Origin of the sequence: Kribbella steppae, assembly GCF_004342025.1 — a bacterium.
GTDB classification, from domain to species: domain Bacteria; phylum Actinomycetota; class Actinomycetes; order Propionibacteriales; family Kribbellaceae; genus Kribbella; species Kribbella steppae.
Genome location: NZ_SLWN01000004.1, coordinates 262,362 through 288,026 on the forward strand (window position 1 = coordinate 262,362; position 25,665 = coordinate 288,026).

Genomic DNA, 25,665 nt, shown 5'->3' on the forward strand with positions numbered 1-25,665 from the left:
AGGCCCTTTCAGGAGGCTGAGTCGATCTCTTTCTGACCTTCTGGTCGTTCCCTCAGATGCCGTAAGAGATGCGTACGTCGTCGACGTAGGCACTGCCGTAGTTGGAGCTGTTGGCGTAGAACGCGATCCCGGCCAGGGCGGGCATCGAGGTGCGGAACGGCTGATCGTCGCTGATCCGCGTCCCGTCGAGGTACAGGTCGAACCGCTCGTTCACGGTGTCCACGACCAGGCGTACGTCGTACCAGCGGCCGAGCTCGTACGGCGCAACGGTGCGAGAGGTCGAGCCCTCGTACGCGATGATGTTGCCCTTGTCGAAGGCCAGGCTGACCGCGGCGGCGCCGCTCGCGTTGTAGAGGTAGGGCAGGCCGAACCAGTTGCTGCCCGACACGTACGGCTGATCGCGCATCACCCGTGCCTCCACTGTCACCAGCCCACGCAGCGGAGTCGCGAACACCTGTGAAACCCCGGTCCCGGCCGTGCCTCCGGTGTTCGCCGTACGGGTGAGCCGGACGCTCCGATCCGACGCCGACGGAACCTCGACGACGTCCACCGCATTACCGGTCGCACTCACCGTCCAGCCAGCGCTGCCGTCGGGAAGCGCGCCGGTCGGCAGATCGTCGAACTCATGGACCTGCAGGTCCTCGCGTTCCGGATCGGCCAGCAGGAACGCACCGGCATCGGCAGTGGTCGCCGGCAGCACCGAGATGCCGCCGCGCTCCACGACCTGCCGTCCTTCGAGTTCCGCCACCACGGTGTAGCCGCCGCCCATCGGCACGTCCGGCACCACGAATCCACCGTCCGCGCCCGACCGGGTCGAACCAATGACCTCGTCGCCGGCCCGCACGGTGACAACGGCGCCTGCCAGCGCCTCCGCCCGCTGATCGAGCACCCGGCCGGCGATCGACCCATCGGTGTCCTGCAAGACAATCGTCAGATCCTGCCTAGCGGTATCGCCCCGGCGTACGACGACCGTCGCAGTCGCGGCGTCATAGCCGTCCTTGCTCGCCTTGACACTGGCAACCGTGCCGAACGGCAGGCCAGCGATCCGGTAGAAGCCACCGGCCTGAGTAGAAGCACGATACGTATGACGCGGTGTCTCGACAACCACGGTCGCGCCCTCCACCGGGTGACCGAACTGATCACGGACAACCCCGTTGATCGACTCCCAGTTCTGCCGCTGCGGCGTCCGGTACTCGAAGGCGCCCAAGTCGGGCAGGCCCTGGTAGACCGGCGTACCGGCGTAGTCCTTGCCACCGTTGTCCGCGATCGCGACCCCGGTGCCGACCGCCGCTGATCCCGAGGTCGGCACGAGCGCCAAGGCTCGTTCCAGTCGTGGCCCGCTCTCCTCGGTGCCGTACGGTCCGGTCAGCGCAGCCGTGAACAGCGGGTCGCCCAGCACCGGACGAGCATCGGACTGCGGTACGACGAGCGACGCGCCGCCGTACAGGTTGTTGTCGTAGGTGATCGTCGGACTCGTGGTGAGCGACGCGTTGGCGCGGGTCGAGTAGAGGATGTTGTTGCGGATGTCGTACGTCGCATTGAGCGAACTGCCGTACCCGTAGATCAGGTGGTCGCTGCGATCGCTGTAGATCGTGTTGTTGTAGATCTTCGCCGTCGCCGCCCGATCCGAATGCAGATAGATCTGGTAGCGCGAGTTGCCGGCGATGGTGTTGTAGCGGATCACCGTGTCGCCGAACGAGAACTGGCAGATCAGGATCCCGTCGCCGTTGTGGTGGACGAAGTTGTACTGCACCACGATCCGGGTCGTCGCCTTGTCCGGGTCGATCGCGTTCGAGTCCGCGCCACCGGCCTTCTGCTGTGTCTCGTACACCTCGTTGTGCTGGATCACCACGTCGTCGGCGTAGTACGCCTCGATCCCCGACGTACCGGCGCGGTAGACCACGTTGCCCTCGACCAGGCCGCCGCGCACGTCGGTCAGATACATCCCGTTACAGGCGTAGTCGTTGCCGTCCTGCTGGATGAAGTTGTTGCGGATGACAACGTTCGTGTGCGGGGTGAACCGTGGGTCGGTGGCGTTCGCGCGCTCACCCCAGCCGGTCTTCACTGCACCCTCGCTAGACCCGGTGTGTTGTTTGACAATGATGCCTGCGAACGATGTGCGCTTGACTGACGAGTTCTCGACCAGGATGTCGTTGAGGACGGTCGCCGTACCGGGTGCAGCGATGTCGGCGACGGTGCCGCGGAAGACGATGCCGCCGGTGTTCTTCGAGCGGTCCCACCCGGTCTGGAAGGTGACTCCGGGCTTGTTGCCGGCCACGTCGCCGCCGATCCAGTTCACCTCGCCGGTGACGTCGTGCACATCGACGCCGTCGATGACGAAGTGGCTGAGCGTGCCGCCGACGTCGCCGGCCACCTGGATGCCGCGGAGGTCGCGCAGGTTCGTGCCGGGCTCGCCGGTGAGCGGCTTGGCGTTGGTGACCTCGAGGTTGCGGATCTCCCAGTCGTGCTGGTTGAACAGGCGGACCGTCTCGGCGACCTCACCGCCGCCGTGGATCGCGGGCTTCGCGCCCGGGCCGTACTTGTCGATCACGATCGGGCGGTGGGTGGCACCGGAGCCCTTCGGCCACAGTTGGCCACCCCAGCTCTGACCGGCCCGGAGCAGGATCCGGTCGCCGGGATCGAAGGTGGTCTCGTTGACCTTCTGCAGGGTGCGCCAGGCCCGGTCGGGCGACGTCCCCTTGGCGTCGTCGGAGCCGTGGACGGCGTCGACGTAGTACTCGGTCCCGTCTCCTCCGGCCGCCGTCGCGGCCGCGCTGGACGGCAGCAGTCCCACCCCGAGCAACACCACGCCCAACACGACGCGCCCCAGCCTCATGCCCATCGGAAAGCCCTTTCCAAGATGTCTCCAGCATCTTGGAGGGGTTTCCACCGATGTACAAGGGTCCGTCCGGCAGGTGACCGGTTCCGGTCAGCTGACCTCTGCGTACGCCGCGACGAGCAGACTCGGGTCCGGAGCCTCGAGGATGGTCGGCTTGGCCAGGCCGTCGAGGACCACGAAGCGGAGCCGGTCGGCCCGGGTCTTCTTGTCCAGCTTCATCGCGTCCTGCAGCTGCGGCCAGGCGTCGGCCCGGTACGCGACCGGCAGCCCAAGGGATTCCAGTACGGCGCGATGCCGGTCGGCGGTGGCGTCGTCGAGGCGACCGGCCGCGCGGGCCAGTTCGGCGACGAACACCATGCCGATGCTGATCGCGGCGCCGTGCCGCCACTTGTACCGCTCGACCCGCTCGATCGCGTGGCCGAGCGTGTGGCCGTAGTTCAGCGCTTCCCGGCCGATCGCTCCTCCGGCCGTGGTGGTCCGCTCACGCAGATCCGCGCCGACCGTGTCCGCCTTCACCTGGATCGCACGCGCGATCAGTTCCTCGGTGGCGTCGTACGCCGGGCTCGAGGCGCCGGCCGGGTCCTTCTCGACCAGGTCGAGGATCACCGGGTCCGCGATGAACCCGCACTTCACGACCTCGGCCAGACCGCTCACGTAGTCGTTGCGCGGCAGCGTCTCCAGCGCGGCGAGGTCGCACAGCACGCCGGCCGGTTCCCAGAACGCGCCGACCAGGTTCTTGCCCTCGGCCGTATTGATCCCGGTCTTCCCGCCGACCGCGGCGTCGACCATGCCGAGCAGCGTCGTCGGAATGTGGACCACGCGAACACCGCGCAACCAGGTCGCGGCAACGAAGCCGGCCAGGTCGGTCGTCGTCCCGCCGCCGACGCTGACGATCGCGTCCGAGCGGGTGAACCCGGCCTGCCCGAGCACCGACCAGCAGTACGCGAGCACCTCCGCGGTCTTGGCGTCCTCGGCGTCCGGGATCTCGATCGCGTGCGCGGTGTACCCGCTCGCGGTGAGGTCGTCGCGGATCGCGTCGCCACTGCTCCGCAACGCGCGCGGGTGGATGACGGCGACCCGCTGCACGCCGTCCCCGAGTAGCCCGGGCAGTTCCCCGAGCAGGTTGTTGCCAATGACAACGTCGTACGGCGCCGCCGCGGCCACTCGGATCCGGGTGGGTTCGACGGTCATGGGGCCTCCCGGCCTGGACTGAGGAGCGCAGGGAGCGAAGCGACCGGTGTGACGAGGGAAGGCCGGGAGCCAAGGCCCCATGACCCTGCCGGCGCCGAAGGCCCGGCCAAAAGCAGAGTCATCCGAGGTGCTCCAGGATCTCGTCGGCGATCTGGTCCGGGGTGCGGTCGTCGGTCTGTACGGTCAGCTTGGCGACTTCGACGTACAGCGGACGGCGCGCCTCCATCAGGTTGCGCAGCTGGGTGCGGACGTTGCCGAGCAGCAGCGGGCGGGCGACACCGAGGCCGACCCGCTTGGCCGCCTCGCCGAGGCTGACGTCCAGGAAGACCACGTTGTGGCCGGCCAGGTCCGCCCGGGTGGCCGGGTCGAGGATCGCGCCGCCGCCGAGCGACAGCACCTCGTCATCCTCGAGCGCGGCGACGATCGCGGCCCGCTCGAGGGCGCGGAAATGCGCCTCGCCGTGGTCGACGAAGATGTCCGAGATCGGCTGGCCGGCGCCGGCCTCGATATCGGTGTCGGTGTCGCGGTGCTTGACCCCGAGCCGCTCGGCCAGCAGGGCCGCGATGGTCGACTTCCCCGATCCCGGCGGTCCGACCAGAATGACAACCGGGCTCACTGCTCTGCCCACTCCCGCGGTGTGATGGTGGCCGGCAGGTTCGCCAGGTACGCCTTGTGGTTGCGCGCGGACTCCGCGACCGAGTCGCCGCCGAACTTCTCCAGCGCGACGTCGGCCAGCACCAGCGCCACCATCGCCTCGGCCACGATGCCCGCCGCCGGTACGGCGCACACGTCGGAGCGCTGATGATGCGCCGCGGCGGCCTCGCCGGTGCTGGTGTCGATCGTGCGCAACGCCCGCGGCACGGTCGCGATCGGCTTCATCGCCGCCCGCACCCGCAGCGTCTCGCCCGTACTCATCCCGCCCTCGGTGCCACCGGAGCGGCCGCCGGTCCGCCGGACGACGCCGTCCTGGGCGACGATCTCGTCGTGCGCCTGCGACCCCGGCGTCCGGGCCAACTCGAACCCGTCTCCGAGCTCGACGCCCTTGATCGCCTGGATTCCCATCAGCGCACCGGCCAGTTTGGAGTCGAGCCGCCGGTCCCAGTGCACGTAGCTGCCGAGGCCCGGCGGAAGCCCGTCCACGACCACCTCGACAACACCGCCGAGCGTGTCACCGGCCTTCTGCGCGGTGTCGATCTCGGCCACCATCGCCTTGCTCGCGTCCGCGTCCAGGCAGCGCACCGGGTCCGCGTCCAGCTTCGCGACGTCGTCGTACGACGGGATCACGCCGTACGGCGCCTTGACCGTGCCGAGCTCGACGACGTGGCTGACGATCGTCACGCCGTACGCCTGGTTGAGGAAGCGGGCGGCGACCTCGCCGAGCGCGACCCGGGCCGCGGTCTCGCGGGCGCTGGCCCGCTCGAGCACCGGGCGGGCCTCGTCGAAGCCGTACTTCTGCATGCCGGCCAGATCCGCGTGCCCGGGGCGCGGGCGGGTCAGCGGCGCGTTCCGGGCCAGGTTGGCCAGCGTTTCCGGGTCGACCGGGTCGGCCGACATCACCTGCTCCCACTTCGGCCACTCGGTGTTGCCGACCTGGATCGCGACCGGGCTGCCGAGTGAGAGTCCGTGCCGGAACCCGCCGATGAACGTCACCTCGTCCCGCTCGAACTTCATCCGGGCGCCGCGGCCGTAGCCCAGCCGACGACGAGCGAGGGCGTCGGCCACGTCATCCGTGGTGACCTGGACGCCTGCGGGAAGACCTTCGAGTACGGCGACGAGCGCTTGTCCGTGCGACTCGCCGGCGGTGAGCCAGCGCAGCATGCCCCGATTCTTCCACGCGCCACCCACGGCCCCGACGCCGGTCTCATCCCCCTTGGCCGCGCCGACGAGCGGAGCGCGAATGCGGGTCTCAGTCGCCGAACGGGTTGACCAGCCGCACACCGGTCCGCTCCACGTCCGCAGTGTTCCGGGTGACCAGGGCCCAGTCATGAACCAGCGCGGTAGCCGCAAGCAGCCCATCCACCAGCGGCAGCGGCGAGCTGGCATTCAGCCGCCCCCACAGCTCGGCGATGTCGACGGTGACGGGAATGATCCGGTCGGCGTACCCCGCGATCAGCCGTTGACTCCAGCTCTCGATCACCGCGGCCTGCGCCGGATCCCGGATGGCCAACCGCTCGATCCCCTGCCGGACGCGGCAGTTGGTGCGGGTGACCGTGGCCGCGGACGAGCTGGACCGGTTCGAGTACGTCGGCCCCGACCAGTTGGTGCAGATCTTCCTGCCGCCGCGGTTGGGAGCGCCGCTGGTGCTGCCGAAAACCGAGCGGTGGTGGCCGGAGTGGCAGGAGTTGGAGGAGCAGACCCGGCCGGTGCTGCGGAACTACACAGTGCGCGCGTTCGATCCGGTGGCGCGGCAGCTGAGCATCGACTTCGTCGTGCATGGCACCGGCCCCGGGTCCAGCTTCGCCCAGCGGGCCCGGTCCGGCGACGAGCTCGGCGTACTGAGTGACGGCGCCGACTACTCGCCACCGGAGGACACCGAGTGGCAGTTGCTGGTCGGTGACGAGACCGCGCTGCCGGCAATCGCGTCGATCATCGAGCAGTTGCAGCCGGGTGCGCGGGCGGTGGCGTTCCTGGAGGTCCGCGACCGGAACGACGAACTCCCGATTCCGCGGCATCCCGGCGTACGCGTGCACTGGTTGCACCGCGGAGACGTCGCGCCAGGGAAGAGCGACGTACTGCTGAGCCGGCTGCGGCAGACGGCACTCCCCCGCGGCCGGGCCTACGCGTGGGTGGCCGGCGAGTCGTCGCTCGTCACCTCGGTACGACGCCATCTGGTGACCGAGCGGGGTCTGGAGAAGCCGCAGGTCTACTTCTGTGGCTACTGGCGCCGCATGCACGCCTGAGCGCGGTCGGAGGAGAGCGCGTCCCGGAAGGACAGCACGACGTCGAACGTCTTGCCGAGTGCCGAGTTCTCACAACCTGTCGAGACCTGCGCGGCCTGACCGCCGGCGATCGCGGCGACACCACCATCGATAGGGTTTCCGCCATGAGTCGGGCTGCGGAAGAGACGTGGCGGGCGCGGATTCGCGGCTGTCTGCTGGGTGGGGCGATCGGTGACGCGTTGGGCGGCCCGGTCGAGTTCGAGAGCGGTCAGTCGATCGTTGCCGCGCACCCCGAACGGCTCCGGACCTTCGTCTCCGGCTCCGCCGGCTGGCCGCCCGGGACAATCACCGATGACACCCAGATGACGCTGTTCACGGTCGAAGGGCTGATCCGGGCGGGAGTGCGGACCGATCGCGGGATCGGGTTCACGGTGGCGGTGGTGCACCACGCGTACGACCGCTGGCTGGACACACAGACTCTTCAGGCTCCGTCCGGTGAACGCGACGGCTGGTTGCAGGGCGAGCAGTGGCTGTACGCACGGCGAGCTCCCGGCAACACCTGTCTCAGTGCGTTGACGGGAGCGCGCAAGGGCGGTGACCGGATCCCGCAGTTCGGCGGGCAGGCTGCCAACGACTCCAAGGGTTGCGGTGGAGTCATGCGCGTCGCGCCGTTCGGACTGCTGCCGGCGAAGTGGTTCGACCGGGACTGGGTGTTCGACTCAGCCGCGGACGCAGCGGGATACACGCACGGCCACCCGACCGGAAAGCTCGCGTCCGGTGCATTGGCCGTGATCATCCGCGAGATCTGCGGCGGCGCCGACCTCAATGCGGCGCTGGACACGACCGCGGCGGTGCTCGCCGAGCGGCCGGACCACTTGGAAACCAGCACGGCGCTCGCCGCCGCCCGGCAGGCCGCAGCCAGCGGCAACCACGGACCGGCGACTGTGGAGCAACTGGGCGGTGGCTGGGTCGCTGAAGAGGCTCTGGCGATCGCTGTGTACGCCGCACTCGCCTACCCCGAGCCCGAGCAGTTCCTGGACGCACTGGCGTTGTCGGTCACTCACTCCGGTGACAGCGACTCCACCGGTGCCATCTGCGGCAACCTCCTGGGCGCCCTCCACGGTGAGACGGCTCTACCTGCAGAACTCGTCTTCACCGTCGAGGGCCGCCCCGTCATCCTCCAACTGGCCGACGACTTCGCCTTGGAGTTCAGCACCCCGACCCGCCTCCACGGCGACTACGGACCCCACACTGCCTGGAGCACCCGCTACCCCGGCTGGTGACTACTTCGGTTCGATCGACAGCTTGTGGTGGAAGGTGTTGGCGGGTCCCACTTCGCCTTGATCTGCTGGAGGCGCGGGTAGTTGCCGAGGTAGTACAGGTCGTGCCACGGGACGCCGGACTTGTTGTACGCCGGGTCGGCCAGATCGACGTCCGGGTAGTTGATGTACGAGAGCCGGCGTTGATCGCGTTCGGGACCGGCACGCCACCGGTGTCCTGGTAGATGTCGGCGCACAGCTTGCGCAGCCAGGTCCCCCGCATCAACCAGCTGGCTGAGTCCCCGGATCCCCTATCCGACGTACAACTCCGCGAGTGATCCACCGAGTACGACCCCGGCCAGCGCGCCGATCAGCATGAACGGCCCGAACGGGACCATCTGCTTGCGCGTCATCACCTTCCCCACGATCAGCGCGATGCCCACGATCGCACCGAGGAAGAAGCCGCCGTACAGACCAGTGATGAACTCACCCCAGCCCAGCCAGCCGAGCGCCATCCCGAGCAGGCCCGACAGCCGGACGTCGCCGAATCCCACACCCCGCGGAAACACGAACCACAGCACGTAGAACACCGCGAACCCGATCACCCCCGCGAGCACCGCCCGCCGGAACGACCCCCACTCCCCCGACACCACGGCCGCGCCGAGCAGCGCCAGTCCGATCACCAGGTACGACGGCCAGATGATCGCCGACGGCAGATAGCGCGTCCGCGCATCGATGTACCCGAGCACCGCCCCCGCCACGGCCAGCAGCAGCCAGGCCACCAGCACCGCAGTCGTCCCGAGGAACCACCCGACCAGTCCCCCGGACACCGCCGCGAGTAGACCACACCAGAACGCCGCTCGCCGGCTGGCCAGGTCGGCGTACGGAATCTTGACTTCGCCCTCCTCCAGCGTGGGCTCGGGGATGCGCCGCATCAGCCACGGGCCGATCAGGTACGCCGCAGGTCCGCAGAAGACTACCCCGGCCCCTGCGGCGAGCAACGCGTTGTCAGCCGGCACGATCCAGGAGCCTAGACGATTTCGCCGACCGCTACGCGCGGTCTGTGGATGACCGGCGGACCAGGATCCGCGCGATGACCGCCGCGCCGGCGCCGAGCAGCAGGACGCCGCCGGCCAGCACGCCGATCGTGCTCCAGAAGCCGTCGTTGCGGGTCACGTACTCGATCCGCTGGAACTCCTCGTCGGACGCGGCCCGCTCGAAGGTGAAATCGTCGGTGATCCGGCTCGGATCGCGGTAGGTGACCGAGTAGGCCGTCAGGTAGTCGGCCGGCGCGGTCAGCACGTGGTCCTCGACCCGTCCGGCGTACAGCAGTTCCGGTTTCACGTCCGCGTCCGGCAGCTTGGTCGCGTCGACCCGATGCGCGGCGGCGACGTACACGGTGACCGTCTGCTCGCTAATCGCGCCCTTGCTGAGCCGCATCGGGTAGACGATCCGGTCCGACGCGAACGTCAGCCGCAGCGGCGGCGTCGCCCCGCTCATGCTCTCGCCGGCCTGCTTCGGCGCGAGCTTCACCGCGACGATCTCCCACTTCTCGGTCAGGTACGGCGTGAGGTTCTCGGCCAGCCCGGACGGTACGACGTACCCGTTCGTACCCAGCCAGTCGGTCACCGCGGTCCCACTCGTGCCCTCGAGTCGCGCGACCGAGAACGGTCCGAGCTGCATCTCCTGGCGCACGTTCACGCCGGCACCGGCCCTGGGCGCGCCGGCCGAGTCAGGACCGCTGCCCATCACGCCGAGGTCCCGGAACGGCCAGTAGGTCTTGCGGACGACGACCTTCGGCCGCGTCATCCGGTCCAGCCGGTTGAACAGGCCGGTCTCGCCGAGTTCGACCTTGGCCGCGGCCGGCACCGGCATGATCCAGGCCGCCTTCTTCGACGAGCCGTTGATCGCCATCGACAGCGTGATCTGCTCGGTGCCGTCGTCGTACTGGACCAGCGCGTTCTCGCCGTACGCCCGGGCCCGCGACTCCGCGTCGGGGAGATAGCCCCCGCACGCGCACGCCCAGGCAGGTGTTACTCCGGCCGCCACGAACCCCAGAGCCAGCACACCTGCGACAACTCGCCAAACCTTCATGGCGGGAGACTAACTAGAGAAGGGTGTAGGCAGTGTGGAAGAAGTGACCGGGTCGTACTTCTTCTTGACCGCGCGCAGCCGGGGCAGGCTCGTGCCGTAGTACGTGCTGACCGAGCGGCCGGTCTCGACATAGTTCACGTAGCCGCCGGCCGAGTACGTCCGGACCGCACGGTGCCCGTTGGTGATGAAGGTCTGCGCGACCCGGACCTGTGCCGACGACGGGTGGGCCGCCATCCCGGAGTACCACTGGATCACCCCGAGCGGCCTTCGAAGCCGGCCCGTGAGAGAGCGGGAGAAGCTGTTCCAGTTCGGCGCGGCCGCGGTGGCGGTCTTGGTGTCAGAACAACTGTTCAGTGCGACGGCGGCAACAGCGCCGCCTGCTTTCAGTAACGTCCGGCGGTCAAGCTGGCTCACGATCGTCGAGCTCCTCACGCGCGGCGGCCCTCATGGCCGCCAGAGGTGCAGGCGACCTACCGGTCATCATCTCCACCTGGAGGGTCGCCTGATGCACGAGGAGATCAAGGCCGTTGAGCAGCTCTGTACCGATCCGGTGCGCCGCGATCGCCAGCCCGGTCGGCCACGGGTGGTACGCCACGTCGAACACCACCGGGGCGACACTCGCGAAGTGCTCGGCCCACGGGTCGACGGCACCGCCGGGCAACGTGGAGACGCACAGGTCGAACCCGCCGATCTGCTCGACCTGCGAGAAGTCGGCGACCGACGTCTTCAGACCCAGCTCGGCCGCCAGATCCAGGAGTCGCTCTGCCCTGGCGAGGTCCCGTACGACGATGGTCACCTCAGTGACCTTCAGCCCACGCAACGCGGCCAACGTGGACGCGGCGGTCGCCCCGCCGCCCAGGACCACGGCCGTGTCGGCAGCGGTGATCCCCCGCTCGGCGAAGGCGTTCACCAGCCCCGGTACGTCGGTGTTGTGCGCCGACCGCGATCCGTCCGGCTCGAACAGCATCGTGTTCGCCGCACCGATCAGCTCCGCGATTGGGTCGACGGTGTCCACCAGATCGAGCGCGACCCGCTTCAGCGGCATCGTCAGCGACAGTCCGCGGACGTCGTCACCGAGCGAGGCGACGAATCCGCGCAACTCGTCCTCGCCGACCTCGAAAGCGTCGTACCCCCAGTCCAGACCGAGCGCGGCGTACGCGGCCCGGTGCATCGCCGGCGACAGCGAGTGCGCAATCGGCGAACCCAGGACAGCGCACCTGGTCAACTCAGCACCGGCCCTTGTGGGCGGCGCACCAGGCCTGCAGCTTCTTCACGTTCTGCAGGTGCTCGTCGGACGTACTCGCGAACGCCGTCTCACCGGTGTCGAGGTTGATCAGCGTGAAGTACAGCCAGGAACCCTGGGCCGGGTTGAGCGCCGCCCGCAGCGTGTCCTTGGTCGGCGAGTTGATCGGCGTAGGCGGCAGACCCTTGACCTTGTAGGTGTTGTACGGCGAGTCCATGTCGCGCTGTTCCGGCGTGGTGAACACCCCGCCGTCCTTGCCGACCACGTAGTGGATGGTCGAGTCCATCTGCAGCCGCATCCCGACCCGCATCCGGTTGTAGATCACCCGGGACACCTTGGCGTAGTCCTGCGGCCGGTTCGTCTCGGCGCCGATGATGCTGGCCACGGTCACCGCCTGGTACGGGTCCAGCTTCTTGCGCTGCGCGGTCTTGACCAGGTCCAGCTCGGCCGCGGCCTTCCCGTACTGCGCGGTCATCAGCTTCAGGATCGTGTACGCCGTCGCACCCTTCGGCACGTCGTACGTGCCCGGGTAGAGGAAGCCTTCGGCGTTGTTGCGCGCGTACGACGGCAGGCCCAGCGCGGCCGTTTTGCCCAGCGCTGTCGCGGCGGCACCGGCCGGCAGCTTGAGCTTCGACTTCTGCAGCGTGTCGCTGACCTCGGCCTTGGTCAGGCCGGCCCGGAAGCTGATCCGGGTGACCAGGATCGACTTGGTGGTGTTCAGCATCAGCTCGAGCGCGGCCTTGGCCGACATCTCCTTGTGCAGCGTGTAGGTGCCGGCCTGGATCTGGCGGGATCGGGGGTCGTCCCGGGCCGCCCGCTCGAACGCCCGGGCGCTCTTCACCACGCCCTTCTTCTCCAGCGTGTCCGCGATCGCCTGCGAGCTCTGGCCCTGGGTGATCTCGACCACCACCGTGCCGGTGCCGCTGCCCTCGAAGTCGGGTGCGGCGAACATCTGCTCGATCGCGTCCCGGCCCTTGCCGAAACCGATCACTGCCGCGGCCACCAGCGCACCGACGACGACCAGCGAGATCAGACCGGCGAAGCACCCGAACCCGCGCCGCGCGCGGGCCTTGCGGCGGTTCGCCCGGCGCTCGACCCGGCCCTCCGGCCGCAGCCCGAGGCCGGTGCCGAGGTCGTCGCCGTCAGTCACGTCGTCGTCCACCGATGTTCTGTTCACACGGGCCTCCCGGGTGGGTTCCCAGTCTCGCGCTCGACATCGAGTGCATGTTGCAGAATCACGACTGCCGCGGCCTGGTCGACCACGGCCCGTCGCTTCGAGCCCTTCTTTCCCCGTTCCCGGAGCATGCGTTCGGCGGTGACCGTGGTGAACCGCTCGTCCACCAACCGCACCGCCGTGCCCGGGTTGCCCTCCTGCACCTTAGCCCGCACCAGTTCCGCCGTGTCCCGGATCTTCACCGCGGCCGGCCCCTCGCCCCCGGACAGCGAGCGCGGCAGCCCGACCACGATCTCGACCGCCGCCAGTTCGGTGGCGAGTGCCGCGATCCTATCCAGATCGCCGGGCCCCCGGCGGACAGTCTCCACCGGGGTGGCCAGGATTCCGTCCGGATCGCTGCTGGCGACCCCGATCCGGACGTCACCGATATCGAGCGCGAGCCGCACACCACGTCTCATCAGGAACGCATCAGCCCGTCACGAGCTGGCCGATGGTGTGCTCGACCGCAGCCAGCGCGTCGTCCGAACCGGCCGGGTCGGTGCCGCCACCCTGCGCGACATCGTCCTTACCGCCGCCGCGACCGCCCAGCTTCTCGGCCGCGACCCGGACCAGGTCACCGGCCTTCAGCCGCCACTCACGGGCGGTGTCGTTGAGCGCGATCACCACACCGGGCTTACCGTCGTTCACACTCAGTACGGCGATCACGGCCGGCTTGTCGGCCGCCATCCGGCCACGCACGTCCAGGGCCAGCTTGCGCAGGTCCCCGCCGTTCACACCGTCGGGCGCGCGATGACCGACGTACTGGACTCCGAAGACGTCCTTCGGGTTCGCGGCCAGCTCGGCAGCGGCCGCCAGCACCTGGCCGGCCTTCATCCGCTCGAGCTCCTTCTCCGCGGCCCGCAGCCGCTCGGCCAGGTCGGCGACCTTCGCGGGCAGCTCCTCCGGCCGAGTCTTCAGGTTCTCGCTCAGCAACCGGACCAGCGCCCGCTCGCGGCCGAGGTAGCGCAGCGCCTCCAGGCCGACGAACGCCTCGAGCCGGCGGACACCGGCACCGACGGACGACTCACCGGTGACGGTCAGCGCACCGACCTGCGACGAGTGCTTCACGTGCGTGCCACCGCAGAGCTCGCGGGACCAGGGTCCGCCGATCTCGACGACCCGGACCTGCTCGTCGTACGTCTCACCGAACAGCGCCAGCGCACCCCAGTCCCGGGCCTCCGGCAGCGTCATGTACTGCGCCGACACCGGCAGGTCCTGGCGGACGGCGAGGTTCGCGACCTCTTCGATCTCGGACCGGGTCGCCTGGTCCAACGCCGACGACCAGGCGAAGTCGAGCCGGAGGTAACCGGGCTTGTTGTACGAACCGCTCTGCAGCGCGTTCGGGCCGAGCACCTGTCGCAGCGCGGCGTGGACGACGTGCGTCCCGGAGTGCGCCTGGCACGCGGACACCCGCCACTCGTGGTCGACCTCGGCGTGCACATCCAGGCCGGGCTGGAGGACACCCTCGAGCACCTCGACCTTGTGCACGATCAGGCCCTTGACCGGCCGCTGTACGTCGAGGACCTTCAGCTTCACGCCGTCGGCGACGATCAGGCCCTCGTCGGCGATCTGACCACCGGACTCCGCGTAGAACGGGGTCTTCTCCAGCACGACCTCGACGGTCTCGCCCTGCTCGGCGGACGGCGCGACCATGCCTTCCCGCAGCAGACCGCGGACTTGCGAGTCGGAGGCGAGCTCCTGGTACCCGGTGAACTCGGTGACGCCCTTCTCGCGCAGCTCCCGGTAGCCCGAGGTGTCCGCGTGACCGGCCTTCTTGGCGCGCGCGTCCGCCTTGGCCCGCTCGCGCTGTTCCTTCATCAGCGACTTGAAGCCCTCGGTGTCCACCTGCAGACCCTGCTCGGCGGCCATCTCGACGGTCAGGTCGATCGGGAAGCCGTACGTGTCGTGCAGCTGGAACGCCTTCGCCCCGGCCAGCTGTGCGCCGCCGTCGGACTTGGTCTCCCGCACCGCCACGTCGAAGATGCTCGTCCCGGCCGTGAGAGTCCGGCGGAACGCCTCCTCCTCGGCGTACGCGACCTGGCTGATCCGGCCGAAGTCGGGCTCCAGCTCCGGGTACGACTTCTTCATCTGCTCCAGGCTGACCGGGAGCAGCTCGACCAGGCTCGGGTCCTCGTAGCCGAGCAGACGCATCGAGCGGATCGCCCGGCGGAGCAGCCGGCGCAACACGTAGCCGCCCTGCTCGTTACCAGGGTTCACGCCGTCGCCGATCAGCATCAGCGCGCTGCGGACGTGGTCGGCGACCACCCGGAACCGGACGTCGTCGACCAGCTCGGCGCCGTACTTGCGGCCGCTCAGCTCCGACGCCCGCTCGATCACCGGGTAGATCTCGTCGATCTCGTACATGTTGTCGACGCCCTGCAGCAGGTACGCCACCCGCTCCAGGCCGAGACCGGTGTCGATGTTCTTCTTCGGCAGCTCGCCGAGGATCGGGTAGCCCTCCTTGCCGCCACCCTCACCGCGGATGTTCTGCATGAAGACCAGGTTCCAGAACTCCAGGTAGCGGTCGCCCGCCTCCCAGTCCCGGTCGGCCCCGAACTCCGGGCCGCGGTCGATCAGGATCTCCGAGCACGGGCCGCACGGGCCGGGGATGCCCATCGACCAGAAGTTGTCCTTCATGCCGAGCCGGACGATCCGGTCGTCGGGCAGCCCGGCGACCCGCTTCCACAGCTCGATCGCCTCGTCGTCCTCGTAGTACACCGAGGCGTACAGCACCGACTCGTCGAAGCCGTAACCGCCGTCGCCCTGCGGCCTGGTGACCAGGTCCCAGGCGTACTCGATCGCCTTCTCCTTGAAGTAGTCGCCGAAGGAGAAGTTGCCGTTCATCTGGAAGAACGTGCCGTGCCGAGTGGTCTTGCCGACCTCGTCGATGTCGAGGGTCCGGACACACTTCTGCACACTGGTCGCGCGCGAGTACGGCGGCGTCTGCTGGCCGACGAAGTAGGGCACGAACTGGGCCATGCCGGCCACGTTGAACAGCAGGTTCGGGTCCGGCGACGGCAGTGGTGCGCTCGGCACCACGGTGTGACCCCGGTCCTCGAAGTACTGCAGGAACCGCCGCCTGATCTCACTGGTTTCCATGGGTGTTACCGGTAGTCCTCACGCGTGTCTGTGGTTGTGTCGATGCCGAGGGCGTCGCGCAACTCGGTCTCCCGCTCGGCCATGCCCTCGCGCACCTCGTCGCCGAAGTGCCGGATCGCGGCGGCCACCTTGGCCGCGGACTCCTGCAGGCTCTCCGGGGCGAGCACCTGGGCGCGCTTCTTCAGCCGGGTCACGGCGTACACACCGACCGCGATGCCGATGATCAGCCAGAAGATCCGCTTCACCGGACGTCACCCCGCTTCCGTGCCTTGCGTTCGGCCTTCATCTCTTCCTTCACTCGCCGGCTGACGTCCCTGCGCTGGCTGTCACCGAGCGCCTTGCGGACGCCGTACGTGAACGCCGCCGCCTTCACCATCGGGCCGCCGGCGGTCGCCGAGAACAGCGACATCAGCGCGGCCGCGTTGGTCGTCACCGTGGTCGCGTTGTCGGTGATGGTGTCGACCTTGGCGAGCTGGGCGTTCGTGGTGGATACGGTAGTCGTCACCTCGCCGAGCAACGGGATGCTCGAGTCGGAGACGCCCTTCACCATGATCCGGGTCTCGTCCAGGACCTTGCCCAGCTTCAGGATCGGATAGGCCAGCAGGCCCACCAGGATGAGCAGCGCGCAGGCGGCTATCAGCCCCGCTACTTCACCGACGCTCATGGGAAACGATCCACCTTCCGTTGCGACCTCGTGGACCGCCCGACCTTATCGCGCGCCCTCGTCACACTCCGCTCCAGGACACCATCCCCCACATCACAGTCCCTCACCAAACCCTGATTGCCGACAGTCAGTGAAGCGCAACGGTCAGGAACTGCCGTTCTCGCAAGCGACGCCGTCGCCGTTGTGGTCCAACGCCTCGGAGTAGCCCGGATCTCCACGGTACAAGGGCGCCTTGCCGGCGGCGCGGACCTCGGCGCAGTCCTTGTAGGTGGTTGCGCTCGGCGACGGTGACGGCACTGTTGCGCTGGGTTCGGTCGCTGTCGCGCTGGGCTCGGTCGGCGTCGCACTAGGCTCCGTTGCCGTCGCACTGGGCTCGCTCGGCGTCGCACTCGGCTCAGTCTGCGTCGCCGAGCTGGACGGCGCGGACGAGGGCTGCGTCGACTGGGTCGGCCCCGCCGAGGTCTCGGTCGGTGATGCCGGTGCCGACCACGGCGGCTTCGGCGCGGCCGGCGTCGCCGAGGGTTGCGGCGAGGGGAACCAGCCCGTGACCGGATTCGCTGTCCTCGGGTTCCGCCGCGCCGGCTCGTCCGTCGGCGCCTGGGTGGGAGCCTCGGTGACCCCGTCGGGCGAGGAACCGAAGGGCTTGCCGACCGGCAGGCTGGTCGTCGTATCGCTGGATGGGGTCGTGCTCTCAGGCGCTGTCGGGGTCGACGGAACAGTGGTCGCCGAGTCTCGTCCCCCGAACGGGATGAAGAGGAGTACACCGACCAGCGACAGCACGGTCGCCACGAGTGCGCCGAGCTTCAGCACGGGCGGTCCGCCGTACCGGCCGATCGGTCCACGGACCGGCTGTCCGTCTTCGTCGATCCAGAACGCCCACCCGGCCGGCGGACTCGGCCAGGAACGACGAGGTTTGAAGTTTTTCGGTGGTCGCCACCGCGCGTTCGGCGGTTCCGGCCAACCGGGTGGCGGGTTGAACTGCCTCAAAGCAAACCCTTTCACCCCCAGGTCGCCTGGCAGCCTACCCACCTGTGCCAACGGCACAAGACGGACCCCCGCTGAGCAGCAGTCGAAGCTGACCGTGAGTATCCGGCCGCAACCTACAGTGGCGGCGTGCGACTAGTCGAAGGCGACGGTCAGTGCCCGTACGGCGCCGTCGGGCGTCCAGCTCAGCTCCATGCTGCCGGTCCCACCGCCTGCCCAGCGGAATCGGACTTTCCCGGTCGCGTCCAGGTCGGCGCCCTCACCGTCGAGCAGGGTCATGGTCTCGGTCGGAGGGTTCTCGCGGTAGGCCGCGGCGATCGCCGTATGGCCGTGGAAAGGGCCGGCCGGGACGTTCACGAACGTCATCGTGGCGTCGTCGGCGAAGCGGTGGGCGAAGGTGTCCCAGTCGCCGGTGGTGACGGCGTGGTTGAAGGCGTCCACGTGGTCCGTCGTACGGCTCACTTGCGGTCCCGGAGGATCCTGCGGATGTTGGCGACGCGATCGGCGTACGACGCCTCGCCGCCACGACGCGTCGGGTTGTAGTAGTCGGTGCCGTCGATCACGTCCGGCGCGTACTGCTGCGGGACGATGCCGCGCGGATCGTCGTGGGAGTACTGGTACGACGAGCCGTGGCCGATCTTCTTGGCGCCGGCGTAATGGGCGTCGCGCAGATGGGATGGGACCGGGCCGACCTTGCCCGCCTTCACATCGGCGATGGCCGCGTCCACGGCCATGATCACCGCGTTGGACTTCGGCGCCAGCGCGAGTGCGACGACCGCCTGGGCCAGGTTGATCCGGGCCTCGGGCATACCGATCAACTGAACCGCCTCGGCCGCGGCCACCGCGACCCCGAGTGCGGTCGGGTCGCCCATGCCGATGTCCTCACTCGCCGAGATCACCAGCCGCCGCGCGATGAACCGCGGATCCTCACCGGCCTCGATCATCCGGGCCAGGTAATGCATCGCCGCGTCCACATCCGAACCCCGGATCGACTTGATCAACGCCGACGCCACGTCGTAGTGCTGATCCCCGGCCCGGTCGTACCGCACCGCCGCCCGGTCCACCGCCGTCTCGAGCGTCTTGAGATCGATGACCTCGGCCTCCTTGGCTCGGGCACCGCCGGCGGCGGCCTCCAGATAGGTCAGCGCCCGCCGGGCATCTCCCCCGGCCATCCGGAGCAGGTGGTCGCGAGCGTCCTCGGCGAGCTCGAACTCCCCGTTCAACCCACGCTCGTCGGTCAGCGCCCGATCCAGCAGTACGGCGATGTCGTCGTCGGTGAGCGATTCCAGCGTGAGCAGCAGCGACCGTGAGAGCAGCGGTGAGATCACGGAGAAGAACGGGTTCTCGGTGGTCGCCGCGACGAGCGTGACCCAGCGGTTCTCCACACCGGGTAGGAGGGCGTCCTGCTGAGCCTTGGTGAACCGGTGCACCTCGTCGATGAACAGCACGGTCTCGACGGTCCCGGTCGCCCGGGCCAGATCCCGCCGGGCTCCGTCGATCACTTGCCGGACGTCCTTCACTCCCGCGGTGACGGCCGAGAGCTCCACGAACTTGCGGTTCGTCTGGTGGGAGACGACCGCCGCGATCGTCGTCTTCCCGGTCCCGGGAGGTCCCCACAGGAGTAACGACATGGGCTGGTCGCCCTCGACGAGCCGTCGCAACGGCGAGCCGGGCGCGAGGAGGTGCTGCTGTCCCACGAGCTCGTCCAGACTGCGCGGGCGCATCCGCACGGCCAGCGGAGCAGCCGTGTGATCCACATCGGCCAAACTCCCGCCACCCCGAGCAGGCGCCACAGCCCCCGGAATCTCAAACAACCCATCGCTCACACCCAGAGCCTATCCAGCCCCACCGACACTCCAAGCCTGAACCGTACCGACGAACGGGTAGTGGTCGGCTCCACCGCCGCCGGACCGACCCACCCCCGCCTGGACACGAGGACCAGACCTGCACTCCGGCCGACTACTACCCGTCGTTCGGTACGCCAGCACAAACCCGCCGGCTACTTCTTCTTGTCTGGGAGCTCGTCCTCGTCCGCCTCGCGGAGTTCCTCGGGGAGGTCGGCTTCGTCGAACTCCTCGGCGGGGATCTCCTCGAACTGGGCGGCCGACTCGGGCTTGATGGCGTTGCGGAGGCGGCCGAGGATGCGGTCGGCCTCGGTGCCGAACGGGTTGTCGTTGATCAGGTACGTCCAGGTCGCCGTCGGCCGCGGCACACCGCTGGCCTCCTCGTCGAGCCCCTCCGCGGTGATCTCGGCCGTCTTCAACGTCTCGGCCGCGTCCTTCCACGCGTCGGCGATCAGGTTGTCGAAGGACGCGATCGCGGACTTGTTGAACTCGTCGATCGGCTTCATGTGCACGATGCCGCCGGCCAGCGACCGCAGATGGATGCCCTCCCGCAGGTCGGCCAGGTACGCCAGGTGGTCCGTCCAGCGCCGGTCCAGGTGGTGCAGCGCGATCCGCCGGGCGGCGTCCTTCACCACGTCCTCGTCGAGTTCCTCGACCAGTTCGTCGTACCGCTCCTTGGCCTTCTCGGCCAGCTCGGTGGCGGCCAGGTCCTCGGTGAGGATCTTCTCGCGGGTGTCGAGCAGGATCGCCCGCTGCTGACCGGTCAGCCGGTGGTACGACCAGGTGGTCCGGTGCAGCTCCGCGTTGGCGCCGTCCGCGACCCGCTGCGCGTGCTCGAGTACGCCGATCGACTTCCGGTCCGTGAGCCGCCCGGCCTCGTCCGGACTCGGCCGCAGACCCGACGAAACGGAGTACCGGGTGACGAGCTCGTCGGCCAGGCTGGCGAAGAACAGCGACCCGCCCGGGTCACCCTGCCGGCCGGCGCGTCCGCGCAGCTGGTCGTCCAGCCGCCGCGACGCGTGCAGACCCGTCCCGATCACGTAGAGGCCGCCCAGCTCGATGGCCTTGTCCTTGTCGTGCGACTCGTCCCGCCCACCGAGGCGGATGTCGGTACCGCGACCGGCCATCTGCGTCGACACGGTCACTGTCCCCGGCACACCGGCCTCGGCGATGATCGCGGCCTCCTCGGCGTCGTTCTTCGCGTTCAGTACGACGTGCGGGATCTCGGCCGTCTCGAGCCGGTCGCTCAGCTGCTCCGACTCCTCCACGCTGTGGGTACCGATCAGGATCGGCCGGCCGGTCTCGTGTACCTCGGCGATGTGCTCGACCAGGGCGGCGTTCTTCTGCTCGACGGTCAGGTACAGCCGGTCCGGGTCGTCGATCCGGATGTTCGGCTTGTTCGGCGGTACGACGGCCACCTCGACCTCGTAGAACTCCTGCAGCGACTCCCCGACGACGACCGCCGTACCGGTCATCCCGCAGAGCGTCTTGTAGCCGGTCACCAGCGCCTGCACGGTGATGCTGTCCAGCACCTCACCGGAGTCACTGACCGGCACGGCCTCCTTGGCCTCGACCGCCGCCTGCAGACCGTCGGGCCAGCGCTGCAGCTTGGCGATCCGGCCGCGGTTGTTGTTGATCAGGCTGACCTTGCCGTCGCGGACCAGGTAGTCGACGTCTCGGCGCAGCAGCACCTCGGCGTGGAGCGCGACGTTGATCTGGGTCAGCCGGTCGAGGTTGTCGTCCTCGTACAGGTTGATCCCGCCGAGCGTCTCCTCGACCTTGTCCGTACCGCGGTCGGTCAGCGCCACGGTCCGGCCGTCCCCGTCGATCTCGTAGTCCACGCCCGCGCGCAGCGTCCGGACAAGCTGTACGACGTCGTCGTCCAGCTCCTCGGTCCGGGTCGCGCCGGCCAGCACCAAGGGCACCCGGGCCTCGTCGATCAGCACCGAGTCGGCCTCGTCCACCAGCGCCACGTCCGGCTTCACCGTGACCCGGTCGGCCACATCGGTGACGAGCCGGTCCCGCAGGATGTCGAAACCGATCTCGCTCACCGGCGCGTAACAGACATCCGCCTGGTACGCCGTCCGCCGTTCCTCCGGCGTGGACGCCTGGCCGATGTGCGACACGCTCACGCCGAGCAGCTCGTAGACCGGGCCCATCCAGTCGGCGTCGCGGCGGGCCAGGTAGTCGTTGACCGCGAGCACCTGGACCGAGCGGCCGCCGATCGCGTACCCGGCCGCGGCGATCGCACCGGCCAGCGTCTTGCCCTCACCGGTCGCCATCTCCACGACCCGGCCCTGCAGCATCGCCAGCGCGCCGACGACCTGGCCGTCGAAGGCTCGCTCACCGATCGCCCGGTGGCCCGCCTCCCGGGCCAGCGCGAGGAACTCGATCTGCTCGTCCTCGTGCAGCCCACCGGTGGTGCGCAGTTCGGCGACGGCCTCGGTGAGCTCTTCGTCGGTCAGGGCCTGGACCGATTCCTCCGCCTCGCCGACCAGCTGGGTGAGCCGCTCGTACGGGCCGAGATCGATCGAACCGGGGCGCTGCAGCAGCCGGCGGAAACGAGACGCGATCTTCAGTGCCATGATTCGGCAACGTACAGCCTCGGCGTGTCGTTCCGTGCACCAGGTCAGCGTGTCAGGGTCGCCACGCGTACGGCGTGGTGGTCGTGACGGCGTGCAGACCCAGTTTCTGCAGGATCGGGCGGGAGTCCTCGGACGCATCCACCCGGAGGAACTCGTACCCGCGCTCCTTCGCCAACCGGGCCCGATGCGCGAGGACCGCGCTGTACAAACCCTGCCGCCGCCACTCCGGCAGCGTCCCGCCACCCCACAGACTGGCGAACCCCGTCCCCGGGTGGAACCGCACCCACGCCGCCGTCAGCGCCGGCCCGTCCGGCCCCTGCAGCGCGTCCTCGACCAGGAACACCGACAGCCGGTCCGGGAACATCCGCGCCTCGGCCGCCAGCCGTTCCTCGATCCGCTCCAGCCCGTTGTGCCACAGCGTGTCCATCAGTACGGCGATCCGGTGGTAGTCGGCCGGGCCGTCGGCCTCCCGCAGCCGCACCTTCGACGGCAAGGCGGACGGCCGGGCCAGAATCGCGTCGACCTCGCCGAGGATCAGCGTCTCCGGCTCCTCCGCGCTGAACCCGGCCCGGACCAGCCGGTCACCGAGATCGGCCGGTTCGTCGTACGCGTAGGTCTTCCACTCGAACGGCAGCCCGCGCTCGCGGAAGAAGGCGACCTCCGCCGCGATCACCGCGTCCGGGTCGTCACCCAGGCCGCGCGGGGTCTCGACGAACCCGGCACCGTCCGGTCCTTCGACGTACGACCGATGCACCAGGCCGTCGTGTTCCTGCTTCCAGCCGGGGATCGTGTCGGCATCGGGCAGCCGGATCCGGCGGTGGAACACCTCGAGCAGCTCGTCTGGGGTCATCTGCACATCGTGCCCGACCGGCTACCGGAAATCACCAGCCTCGAAAGTCAACCAGTTGGCAACTGGTGTCGTCCAAGTAAGTGTCCTCAAAGGGGGGAACCATCATGAACATCCACCACATCACTCGCAAGACGGTCCTTGCCGCTGTCGCCATCATGGCGATCCCCGCGGCCGCGATCGCCGCGCCGACCCTGGTCGGCTCATCCTCCGCCCCCCGCACCGCGTCGACGGCAACCGTCGCCGCCGCGTCCTGCCCGACCGGGTGGGGATCGTTGCCCGACTCAAAGAATCTGATGACGGGGGCACATGTCACCGGCGTCCGCACCGGCCGGCACGCCTGCTTCGACCGCCTGGTCGTCGACATCCGCGGCCGCGCCCCCGGGTACGACGTCCGCTACGTCAACAACGTCTACACCGACGGCGCCGGCTTCCTCGTCCCGCTGCGCGGTGGCGCGAAGCTGCAAGTCATCGTCCGCGCCCCGGCGTACGACGACAACGGACGGTCGACGTACAACCCGGCGAAGCCCCGTGAGCTGACCAACGTCGCCGGCTACAGCACGTTGCGCCAGCTCGCGTACGCCGGCAGCTTCGAGGGCCAGACCACGATCGGCGTCGGCGTCCGCGCCCGCCTGCCGTTCCGCGTCTACACCCTGCCCGGCCCGGGCTCGAACTCCCGCCTGGTCATCGACGTCGCCCACCGTTGGTAAGCCCCCGGTAAGCCCCACCCAGCGGTCGCCCGGTTCCTCCTCCCGGGCGACCGCGCTCCTGTTCGGCTACAGCACGCGGTTGAGCAGGTCGAAGAAGGTGTTGCCGAGGACCAGTTCGTACGGGTCCTTCAACAGTGGAGCCAGGTCGGCGATGTCGGACGGCGTCCAGCCCCAGGCGTTGATACCGCAAGCGATGAAGCGTGGGCTCGCGCCGTCCCAGTCAGCGATGTGCGCGTCCAGGGCCGCCTTGTACTCAGCGGCTTTCCCGGGTGCGCCGAAGGTCCCGATGACCGGCAGGCCGCCTCGCTTGACCAGCAGGTCACCGCCCTCCCAGGACTGGATGATGCCCTGGAGCGGGGTGTGGTCGTTGTAGCCCTGGGCGATCTCTTCCGAGAACGGGACCCAGCCGTTCGCGTCCCGATGGTTGTAGGCGTAGACGAGGTCCATGCCGGTGCGGCGCATGAACTCACCGGACAGCTTGAGATAGGCGGTCAACTGGTCGGCCGGCCACGAGCCCGGATAGGTGTACCCGGCGCCGGACGGTCCGCAGATCAGCAGGTCGTTGGCCGTCGCGGTCCGCTGGAAGTAGCTGAACAGGCCGGGACCGATCTCGGCCAGGAGCGGGCTGATCGTCCAGTTCACCATCGCCTCACCGCGGCGCGGGTCGTCCCACATGTCGCGCATCCGCCGCTGGCAGTACTGCACGTTGTCGCCCTCGCCGAAGGTCAGAGTGACGTACACCTTGTTCTTCGGCTCCAGCCGCCGTACCGGCCGGACCTTGACCGAGATCGGCGCGGTGAAGCCGGAGTGCACGGTGCCGTTCATGTAGAAGTCCGCGGGGATCACCTGCGAACCGCCCTGGGACGCGAGGTCGACACCGCTCCACTCGCCCGCGACGTCGTTCGAGAACCAGCCGGCGTACGGGGTGGTCGGCCCAACCTTGTCGAAGTGCTCGGTCAGCAGTTCGCCGGTCGGACCGTTCGGCGGCAGCCAACTCACCAGGGCCTTGGTCGCCACCACATAGTCGCGGAAGAACGGGAACGGCTCGACTCGGGTCGGCGCGGTGTCGGTGGCGGTGATCAGGTACTGGTTCCACATCTCGACGGTGATGACCAGGCTCGTCGTACCGGCCGGCGGGGCGAAGCGGTAGATCCAGTAGTTCCCGCCGTCGGCGAACCGGTTGCCCTCGCCGCCGATCGACGAGTTCGCACCCTCGAACAGGTACGGCGCCTCCTCCGGCGTGTTCGGCAGGAACCGGGCGATCTCGGTGCCGTTGGCCTTGACCGACACCGACAGCACCGACGCACCCCAGCCGTCGTCGCCGAACGAGTCCGCGAACTTGACGTAGACCGCCTCCTTGCCGAGTTTGGCGGAGACGTCGAGGTCGTAGTTCCCGCGGTTCGAGGAGTCGCGGATCTGCCGGGTCTCGCGAGCGATCTCCTGCCAGTCGAGGTCCTCGACCTGGACCACCATCGTCGGCGGTAGGCCGGTGAGCAGCTTCTGGTTGCAGCGCGGGAACAGGTTGTCCAGCTGCCAGCGGTACGTCTTCACCCGGTCGTTGTCGAAGACGCCGCGCAGGTCCTTCACGATCCGCAGGCCGTGCGCCTTGGCCTGGTCGGCGTCGGCGACGACCGCGTTCTCCAGACCGGCCAACGTGGTGGCGACGTTGAGGGAATCCGGTACGGCGGGATCGTGGACGATCGCGCCACGGATCCGATTCCGGAACTTCGCGATCACGTCGAGCGGGTCGTCGTACCGGGTGGTCGGCAGGCGCATGTCCGCCAGCCACTTGGCGTCCGGACCGTCCGGGCCGCCAGGGTTGAAGAGGAAGTACAGCTCGGGCTTGGTGCGGTTGACGATGCCTTGCAAGGTGGTCAGCAGGGTCTGGTCCCCGCCGCTCAGCTTGCTGACGTCGCCGTAGTGCAACCGCCCCGGCTGGCCGAAGGGCGGCAACAGCCGGGTCGCACCGGCCGGAGCATTGGCAGCGTTGTCGGAAGCGGCCGCGGGCAGGGCCTGGAAGACCCCGAACCCGCCTGCCGTCACCGCACCACTACCCGCCAGGAACGTTCGTCTCGAGACCATCGTGACCACTCCCCTGTCGCTGACATCGATGTCAAATCAGCGGGGAGATTAGCAACGTCGAGACAGCGTGTACATAGCTCGTTACAACGATGACCCAAGCAATCTGGAATCGTTTCCGGGGACAAGTGATTC

25 protein-coding genes are annotated in these 25,665 nt (G+C 68.9%); 4 read left to right on the top strand and 21 right to left on the bottom strand.

Annotated elements, in window-relative coordinates; translation table 11 throughout:
* Positions 1–52: 52 nt before the first annotated feature.
* The 5 genes from EV652_RS13270 to EV652_RS13290 form a co-directional block, all read right to left on the bottom strand.
* Positions 53–2,842: a carboxypeptidase regulatory-like domain-containing protein gene (locus tag EV652_RS13270; RefSeq protein WP_132209397.1), complete on the bottom strand. Its 2,790-nt coding sequence runs from the start codon at positions 2,840–2,842 to the stop codon at positions 53–55.
* A gap of 87 nt (positions 2,843–2,929) precedes the next feature.
* Entirely contained in the window at positions 2,930–4,030 is a 1,101-nt protein-coding gene (gene aroB / locus EV652_RS13275) for a 3-dehydroquinate synthase (RefSeq protein ID WP_132209398.1), read from the bottom strand.
* A 118-nt stretch (positions 4,031–4,148) separates the two neighbouring features.
* Positions 4,149–4,646, bottom strand: coding sequence for a shikimate kinase (locus tag EV652_RS13280; protein ID WP_132209399.1), 498 nt, complete (start codon positions 4,644–4,646; stop codon positions 4,149–4,151).
* On the bottom strand, positions 4,643–5,848 hold the full coding sequence (aroC, locus tag EV652_RS13285; protein WP_132209400.1) for a chorismate synthase: 1,206 nt from the start codon (positions 5,846–5,848) through the stop codon (positions 4,643–4,645). Before aroC ends, EV652_RS13280 begins: the two co-directional genes overlap by 4 nt.
* An 88-nt stretch (positions 5,849–5,936) precedes the next feature.
* Entirely contained in the window at positions 5,937–6,197 is a 261-nt protein-coding gene (locus tag EV652_RS13290; protein ID WP_132209401.1) for a PIN domain-containing protein, read from the bottom strand.
* On the opposite strand from EV652_RS13290, the gene EV652_RS13295 reads away from it, so the two are divergent.
* Both EV652_RS13295 and EV652_RS13305 read left to right on the top strand, forming a co-directional pair.
* Complete coding sequence (locus EV652_RS13295; protein WP_132209402.1) at positions 6,190–6,930, top strand: siderophore-interacting protein; 741 nt, start codon at positions 6,190–6,192, stop codon at positions 6,928–6,930. The two genes, EV652_RS13290 and EV652_RS13295, sit on opposite strands and share 8 nt — an antisense overlap.
* 143 nt (positions 6,931–7,073) lie before the next feature.
* Positions 7,074–8,192, top strand: a complete 1,119-nt coding sequence (locus EV652_RS13305; protein WP_132209404.1) for an ADP-ribosylglycohydrolase family protein — start codon at positions 7,074–7,076, stop codon at positions 8,190–8,192.
* On the opposite strand, the gene EV652_RS13310 is transcribed toward EV652_RS13305, so the two are convergent.
* From EV652_RS13310 to EV652_RS45220, 11 genes are all read right to left on the bottom strand, one after another.
* A complete protein-coding gene (locus EV652_RS13310; protein ID WP_242001735.1) occupies positions 8,177–8,425 on the bottom strand; it encodes a BBE domain-containing protein in 249 nt (82 codons plus the stop codon). The two genes, EV652_RS13305 and EV652_RS13310, sit on opposite strands and share 16 nt — an antisense overlap.
* A gap of 54 nt (positions 8,426–8,479) precedes the next feature.
* Entirely contained in the window at positions 8,480–9,187 is a 708-nt protein-coding gene (locus EV652_RS13315; protein WP_242001736.1) for a prepilin peptidase, read from the bottom strand.
* Between the two features lie 31 nt (positions 9,188–9,218).
* Positions 9,219–10,262 carry a DUF2330 domain-containing protein gene (locus EV652_RS13320; RefSeq protein ID WP_132209406.1) on the bottom strand — a complete coding sequence of 348 codons (1,044 nt, stop codon included), beginning with the start codon at positions 10,260–10,262 and terminating at the stop codon, positions 9,219–9,221.
* A 9-nt stretch (positions 10,263–10,271) separates the two neighbouring features.
* Complete coding sequence (locus tag EV652_RS45215; RefSeq protein ID WP_242001737.1) at positions 10,272–10,676, bottom strand: BBE domain-containing protein; 405 nt, start codon at positions 10,674–10,676, stop codon at positions 10,272–10,274.
* Positions 10,663–11,487, bottom strand: coding sequence for a shikimate dehydrogenase (locus tag EV652_RS13330; RefSeq protein WP_132209407.1), 825 nt, complete (start codon positions 11,485–11,487; stop codon positions 10,663–10,665). The genes EV652_RS45215 and EV652_RS13330 overlap by 14 nt, the downstream gene beginning before the upstream one ends.
* 1 nt (position 11,488) lies before the next feature.
* Complete coding sequence (gene mltG, locus EV652_RS13335) at positions 11,489–12,682, bottom strand: endolytic transglycosylase MltG (RefSeq protein WP_132209408.1); 1,194 nt, start codon at positions 12,680–12,682, stop codon at positions 11,489–11,491.
* Positions 12,679–13,137, bottom strand: coding sequence for a Holliday junction resolvase RuvX (gene ruvX / locus EV652_RS13340; RefSeq protein WP_132209409.1), 459 nt, complete (start codon positions 13,135–13,137; stop codon positions 12,679–12,681). Before ruvX ends, mltG begins: the two co-directional genes overlap by 4 nt.
* 10 nt (positions 13,138–13,147) lie before the next feature.
* Entirely contained in the window at positions 13,148–15,817 is a 2,670-nt protein-coding gene (gene alaS / locus EV652_RS13345; protein WP_132209410.1) for an alanine--tRNA ligase, read from the bottom strand.
* A gap of 5 nt (positions 15,818–15,822) precedes the next feature.
* Complete coding sequence (locus tag EV652_RS13350) at positions 15,823–16,062, bottom strand: DUF6167 family protein (protein WP_132209411.1); 240 nt, start codon at positions 16,060–16,062, stop codon at positions 15,823–15,825.
* Complete coding sequence (locus EV652_RS13355; protein ID WP_132209412.1) at positions 16,059–16,481, bottom strand: DUF948 domain-containing protein; 423 nt, start codon at positions 16,479–16,481, stop codon at positions 16,059–16,061. Before EV652_RS13355 ends, EV652_RS13350 begins: the two co-directional genes overlap by 4 nt.
* A 144-nt stretch (positions 16,482–16,625) precedes the next feature.
* Positions 16,626–16,778: an excalibur calcium-binding domain-containing protein gene (locus tag EV652_RS45220; RefSeq protein WP_132209684.1), complete on the bottom strand. Its 153-nt coding sequence runs from the start codon at positions 16,776–16,778 to the stop codon at positions 16,626–16,628.
* Between EV652_RS45220 and EV652_RS45225 the strand changes: the two genes are divergently transcribed.
* Positions 16,750–17,604, top strand: coding sequence for a hypothetical protein (locus EV652_RS45225; protein ID WP_242001781.1), 855 nt, complete (start codon positions 16,750–16,752; stop codon positions 17,602–17,604). The genes EV652_RS45220 and EV652_RS45225 overlap by 29 nt on opposite strands.
* Here the strand turns inward: EV652_RS45225 and EV652_RS13365 are convergent.
* The 4 genes from EV652_RS13365 to EV652_RS13380 form a co-directional block, all read right to left on the bottom strand.
* Entirely contained in the window at positions 17,601–17,927 is a 327-nt protein-coding gene (locus EV652_RS13365) for a nuclear transport factor 2 family protein (protein WP_132209413.1), read from the bottom strand. The two genes, EV652_RS45225 and EV652_RS13365, sit on opposite strands and share 4 nt — an antisense overlap.
* The gene (locus EV652_RS13370) at positions 17,924–19,291 is read right to left on the bottom strand and encodes a replication-associated recombination protein A (protein ID WP_132209414.1); all 1,368 of its coding nucleotides are present in this window, start codon (positions 19,289–19,291) and stop codon (positions 17,924–17,926) included. The genes EV652_RS13365 and EV652_RS13370 overlap by 4 nt, the downstream gene beginning before the upstream one ends.
* Positions 19,292–19,464: 173 nt before the next feature.
* Positions 19,465–21,894, bottom strand: coding sequence for an accessory Sec system translocase SecA2 (secA2, locus tag EV652_RS13375; protein WP_132209415.1), 2,430 nt, complete (start codon positions 21,892–21,894; stop codon positions 19,465–19,467).
* A 52-nt stretch (positions 21,895–21,946) separates the two neighbouring features.
* Positions 21,947–22,744 carry a GNAT family N-acetyltransferase gene (locus EV652_RS13380; protein ID WP_132209416.1) on the bottom strand — a complete coding sequence of 266 codons (798 nt, stop codon included), beginning with the start codon at positions 22,742–22,744 and terminating at the stop codon, positions 21,947–21,949.
* 104 nt (positions 22,745–22,848) lie between these two features.
* On the opposite strand from EV652_RS13380, the gene EV652_RS13385 reads away from it, so the two are divergent.
* Positions 22,849–23,451 carry an AMIN-like domain-containing (lipo)protein gene (locus EV652_RS13385; RefSeq protein ID WP_199238162.1) on the top strand — a complete coding sequence of 201 codons (603 nt, stop codon included), beginning with the start codon at positions 22,849–22,851 and terminating at the stop codon, positions 23,449–23,451.
* Positions 23,452–23,517: 66 nt separating this feature from the next.
* Here EV652_RS13385 and EV652_RS13390 read toward each other — a convergent pair whose 3' ends face one another.
* On the bottom strand, positions 23,518–25,533 hold the full coding sequence (locus tag EV652_RS13390; RefSeq protein ID WP_132209417.1) for a GxGYxYP domain-containing protein: 2,016 nt from the start codon (positions 25,531–25,533) through the stop codon (positions 23,518–23,520).
* Positions 25,534–25,665: the final 132 nt, after the last annotated feature.

Coding starts and splice junctions, on each gene's coding strand:
- EV652_RS13320 (WP_132209406.1), bottom strand. CDS start 10,262: ATGAAGGTTTGGCGAGTTGTCGCAGGTGTGCTGGCTCTGGGGTTCGTG.
- alaS (WP_132209410.1), bottom strand. CDS start 15,817: ATGGAAACCAGTGAGATCAGGCGGCGGTTCCTGCAGTACTTCGAGGAC.
- EV652_RS13305 (WP_132209404.1), top strand. CDS start 7,074: ATGAGTCGGGCTGCGGAAGAGACGTGGCGGGCGCGGATTCGCGGCTGT.
- EV652_RS13295 (WP_132209402.1), top strand. CDS start 6,190: ATGGCCAACCGCTCGATCCCCTGCCGGACGCGGCAGTTGGTGCGGGTG.
- EV652_RS13270 (WP_132209397.1), bottom strand. CDS start 2,842: ATGGGCATGAGGCTGGGGCGCGTCGTGTTGGGCGTGGTGTTGCTCGGG.
- aroB (WP_132209398.1), bottom strand. CDS start 4,030: ATGACCGTCGAACCCACCCGGATCCGAGTGGCCGCGGCGGCGCCGTAC.
- EV652_RS13390 (WP_132209417.1), bottom strand. CDS start 25,533: ATGGTCTCGAGACGAACGTTCCTGGCGGGTAGTGGTGCGGTGACGGCA.
- EV652_RS13355 (WP_132209412.1), bottom strand. CDS start 16,481: ATGAGCGTCGGTGAAGTAGCGGGGCTGATAGCCGCCTGCGCGCTGCTC.
- EV652_RS13385 (WP_199238162.1), top strand. CDS start 22,849: ATGAACATCCACCACATCACTCGCAAGACGGTCCTTGCCGCTGTCGCC.
- ruvX (WP_132209409.1), bottom strand. CDS start 13,137: ATGAGACGTGGTGTGCGGCTCGCGCTCGATATCGGTGACGTCCGGATC.
- secA2 (WP_132209415.1), bottom strand. CDS start 21,894: ATGGCACTGAAGATCGCGTCTCGTTTCCGCCGGCTGCTGCAGCGCCCC.
- EV652_RS13380 (WP_132209416.1), bottom strand. CDS start 22,744: ATGACCCCAGACGAGCTGCTCGAGGTGTTCCACCGCCGGATCCGGCTG.
- aroC (WP_132209400.1), bottom strand. CDS start 5,848: ATGCTGCGCTGGCTCACCGCCGGCGAGTCGCACGGACAAGCGCTCGTC.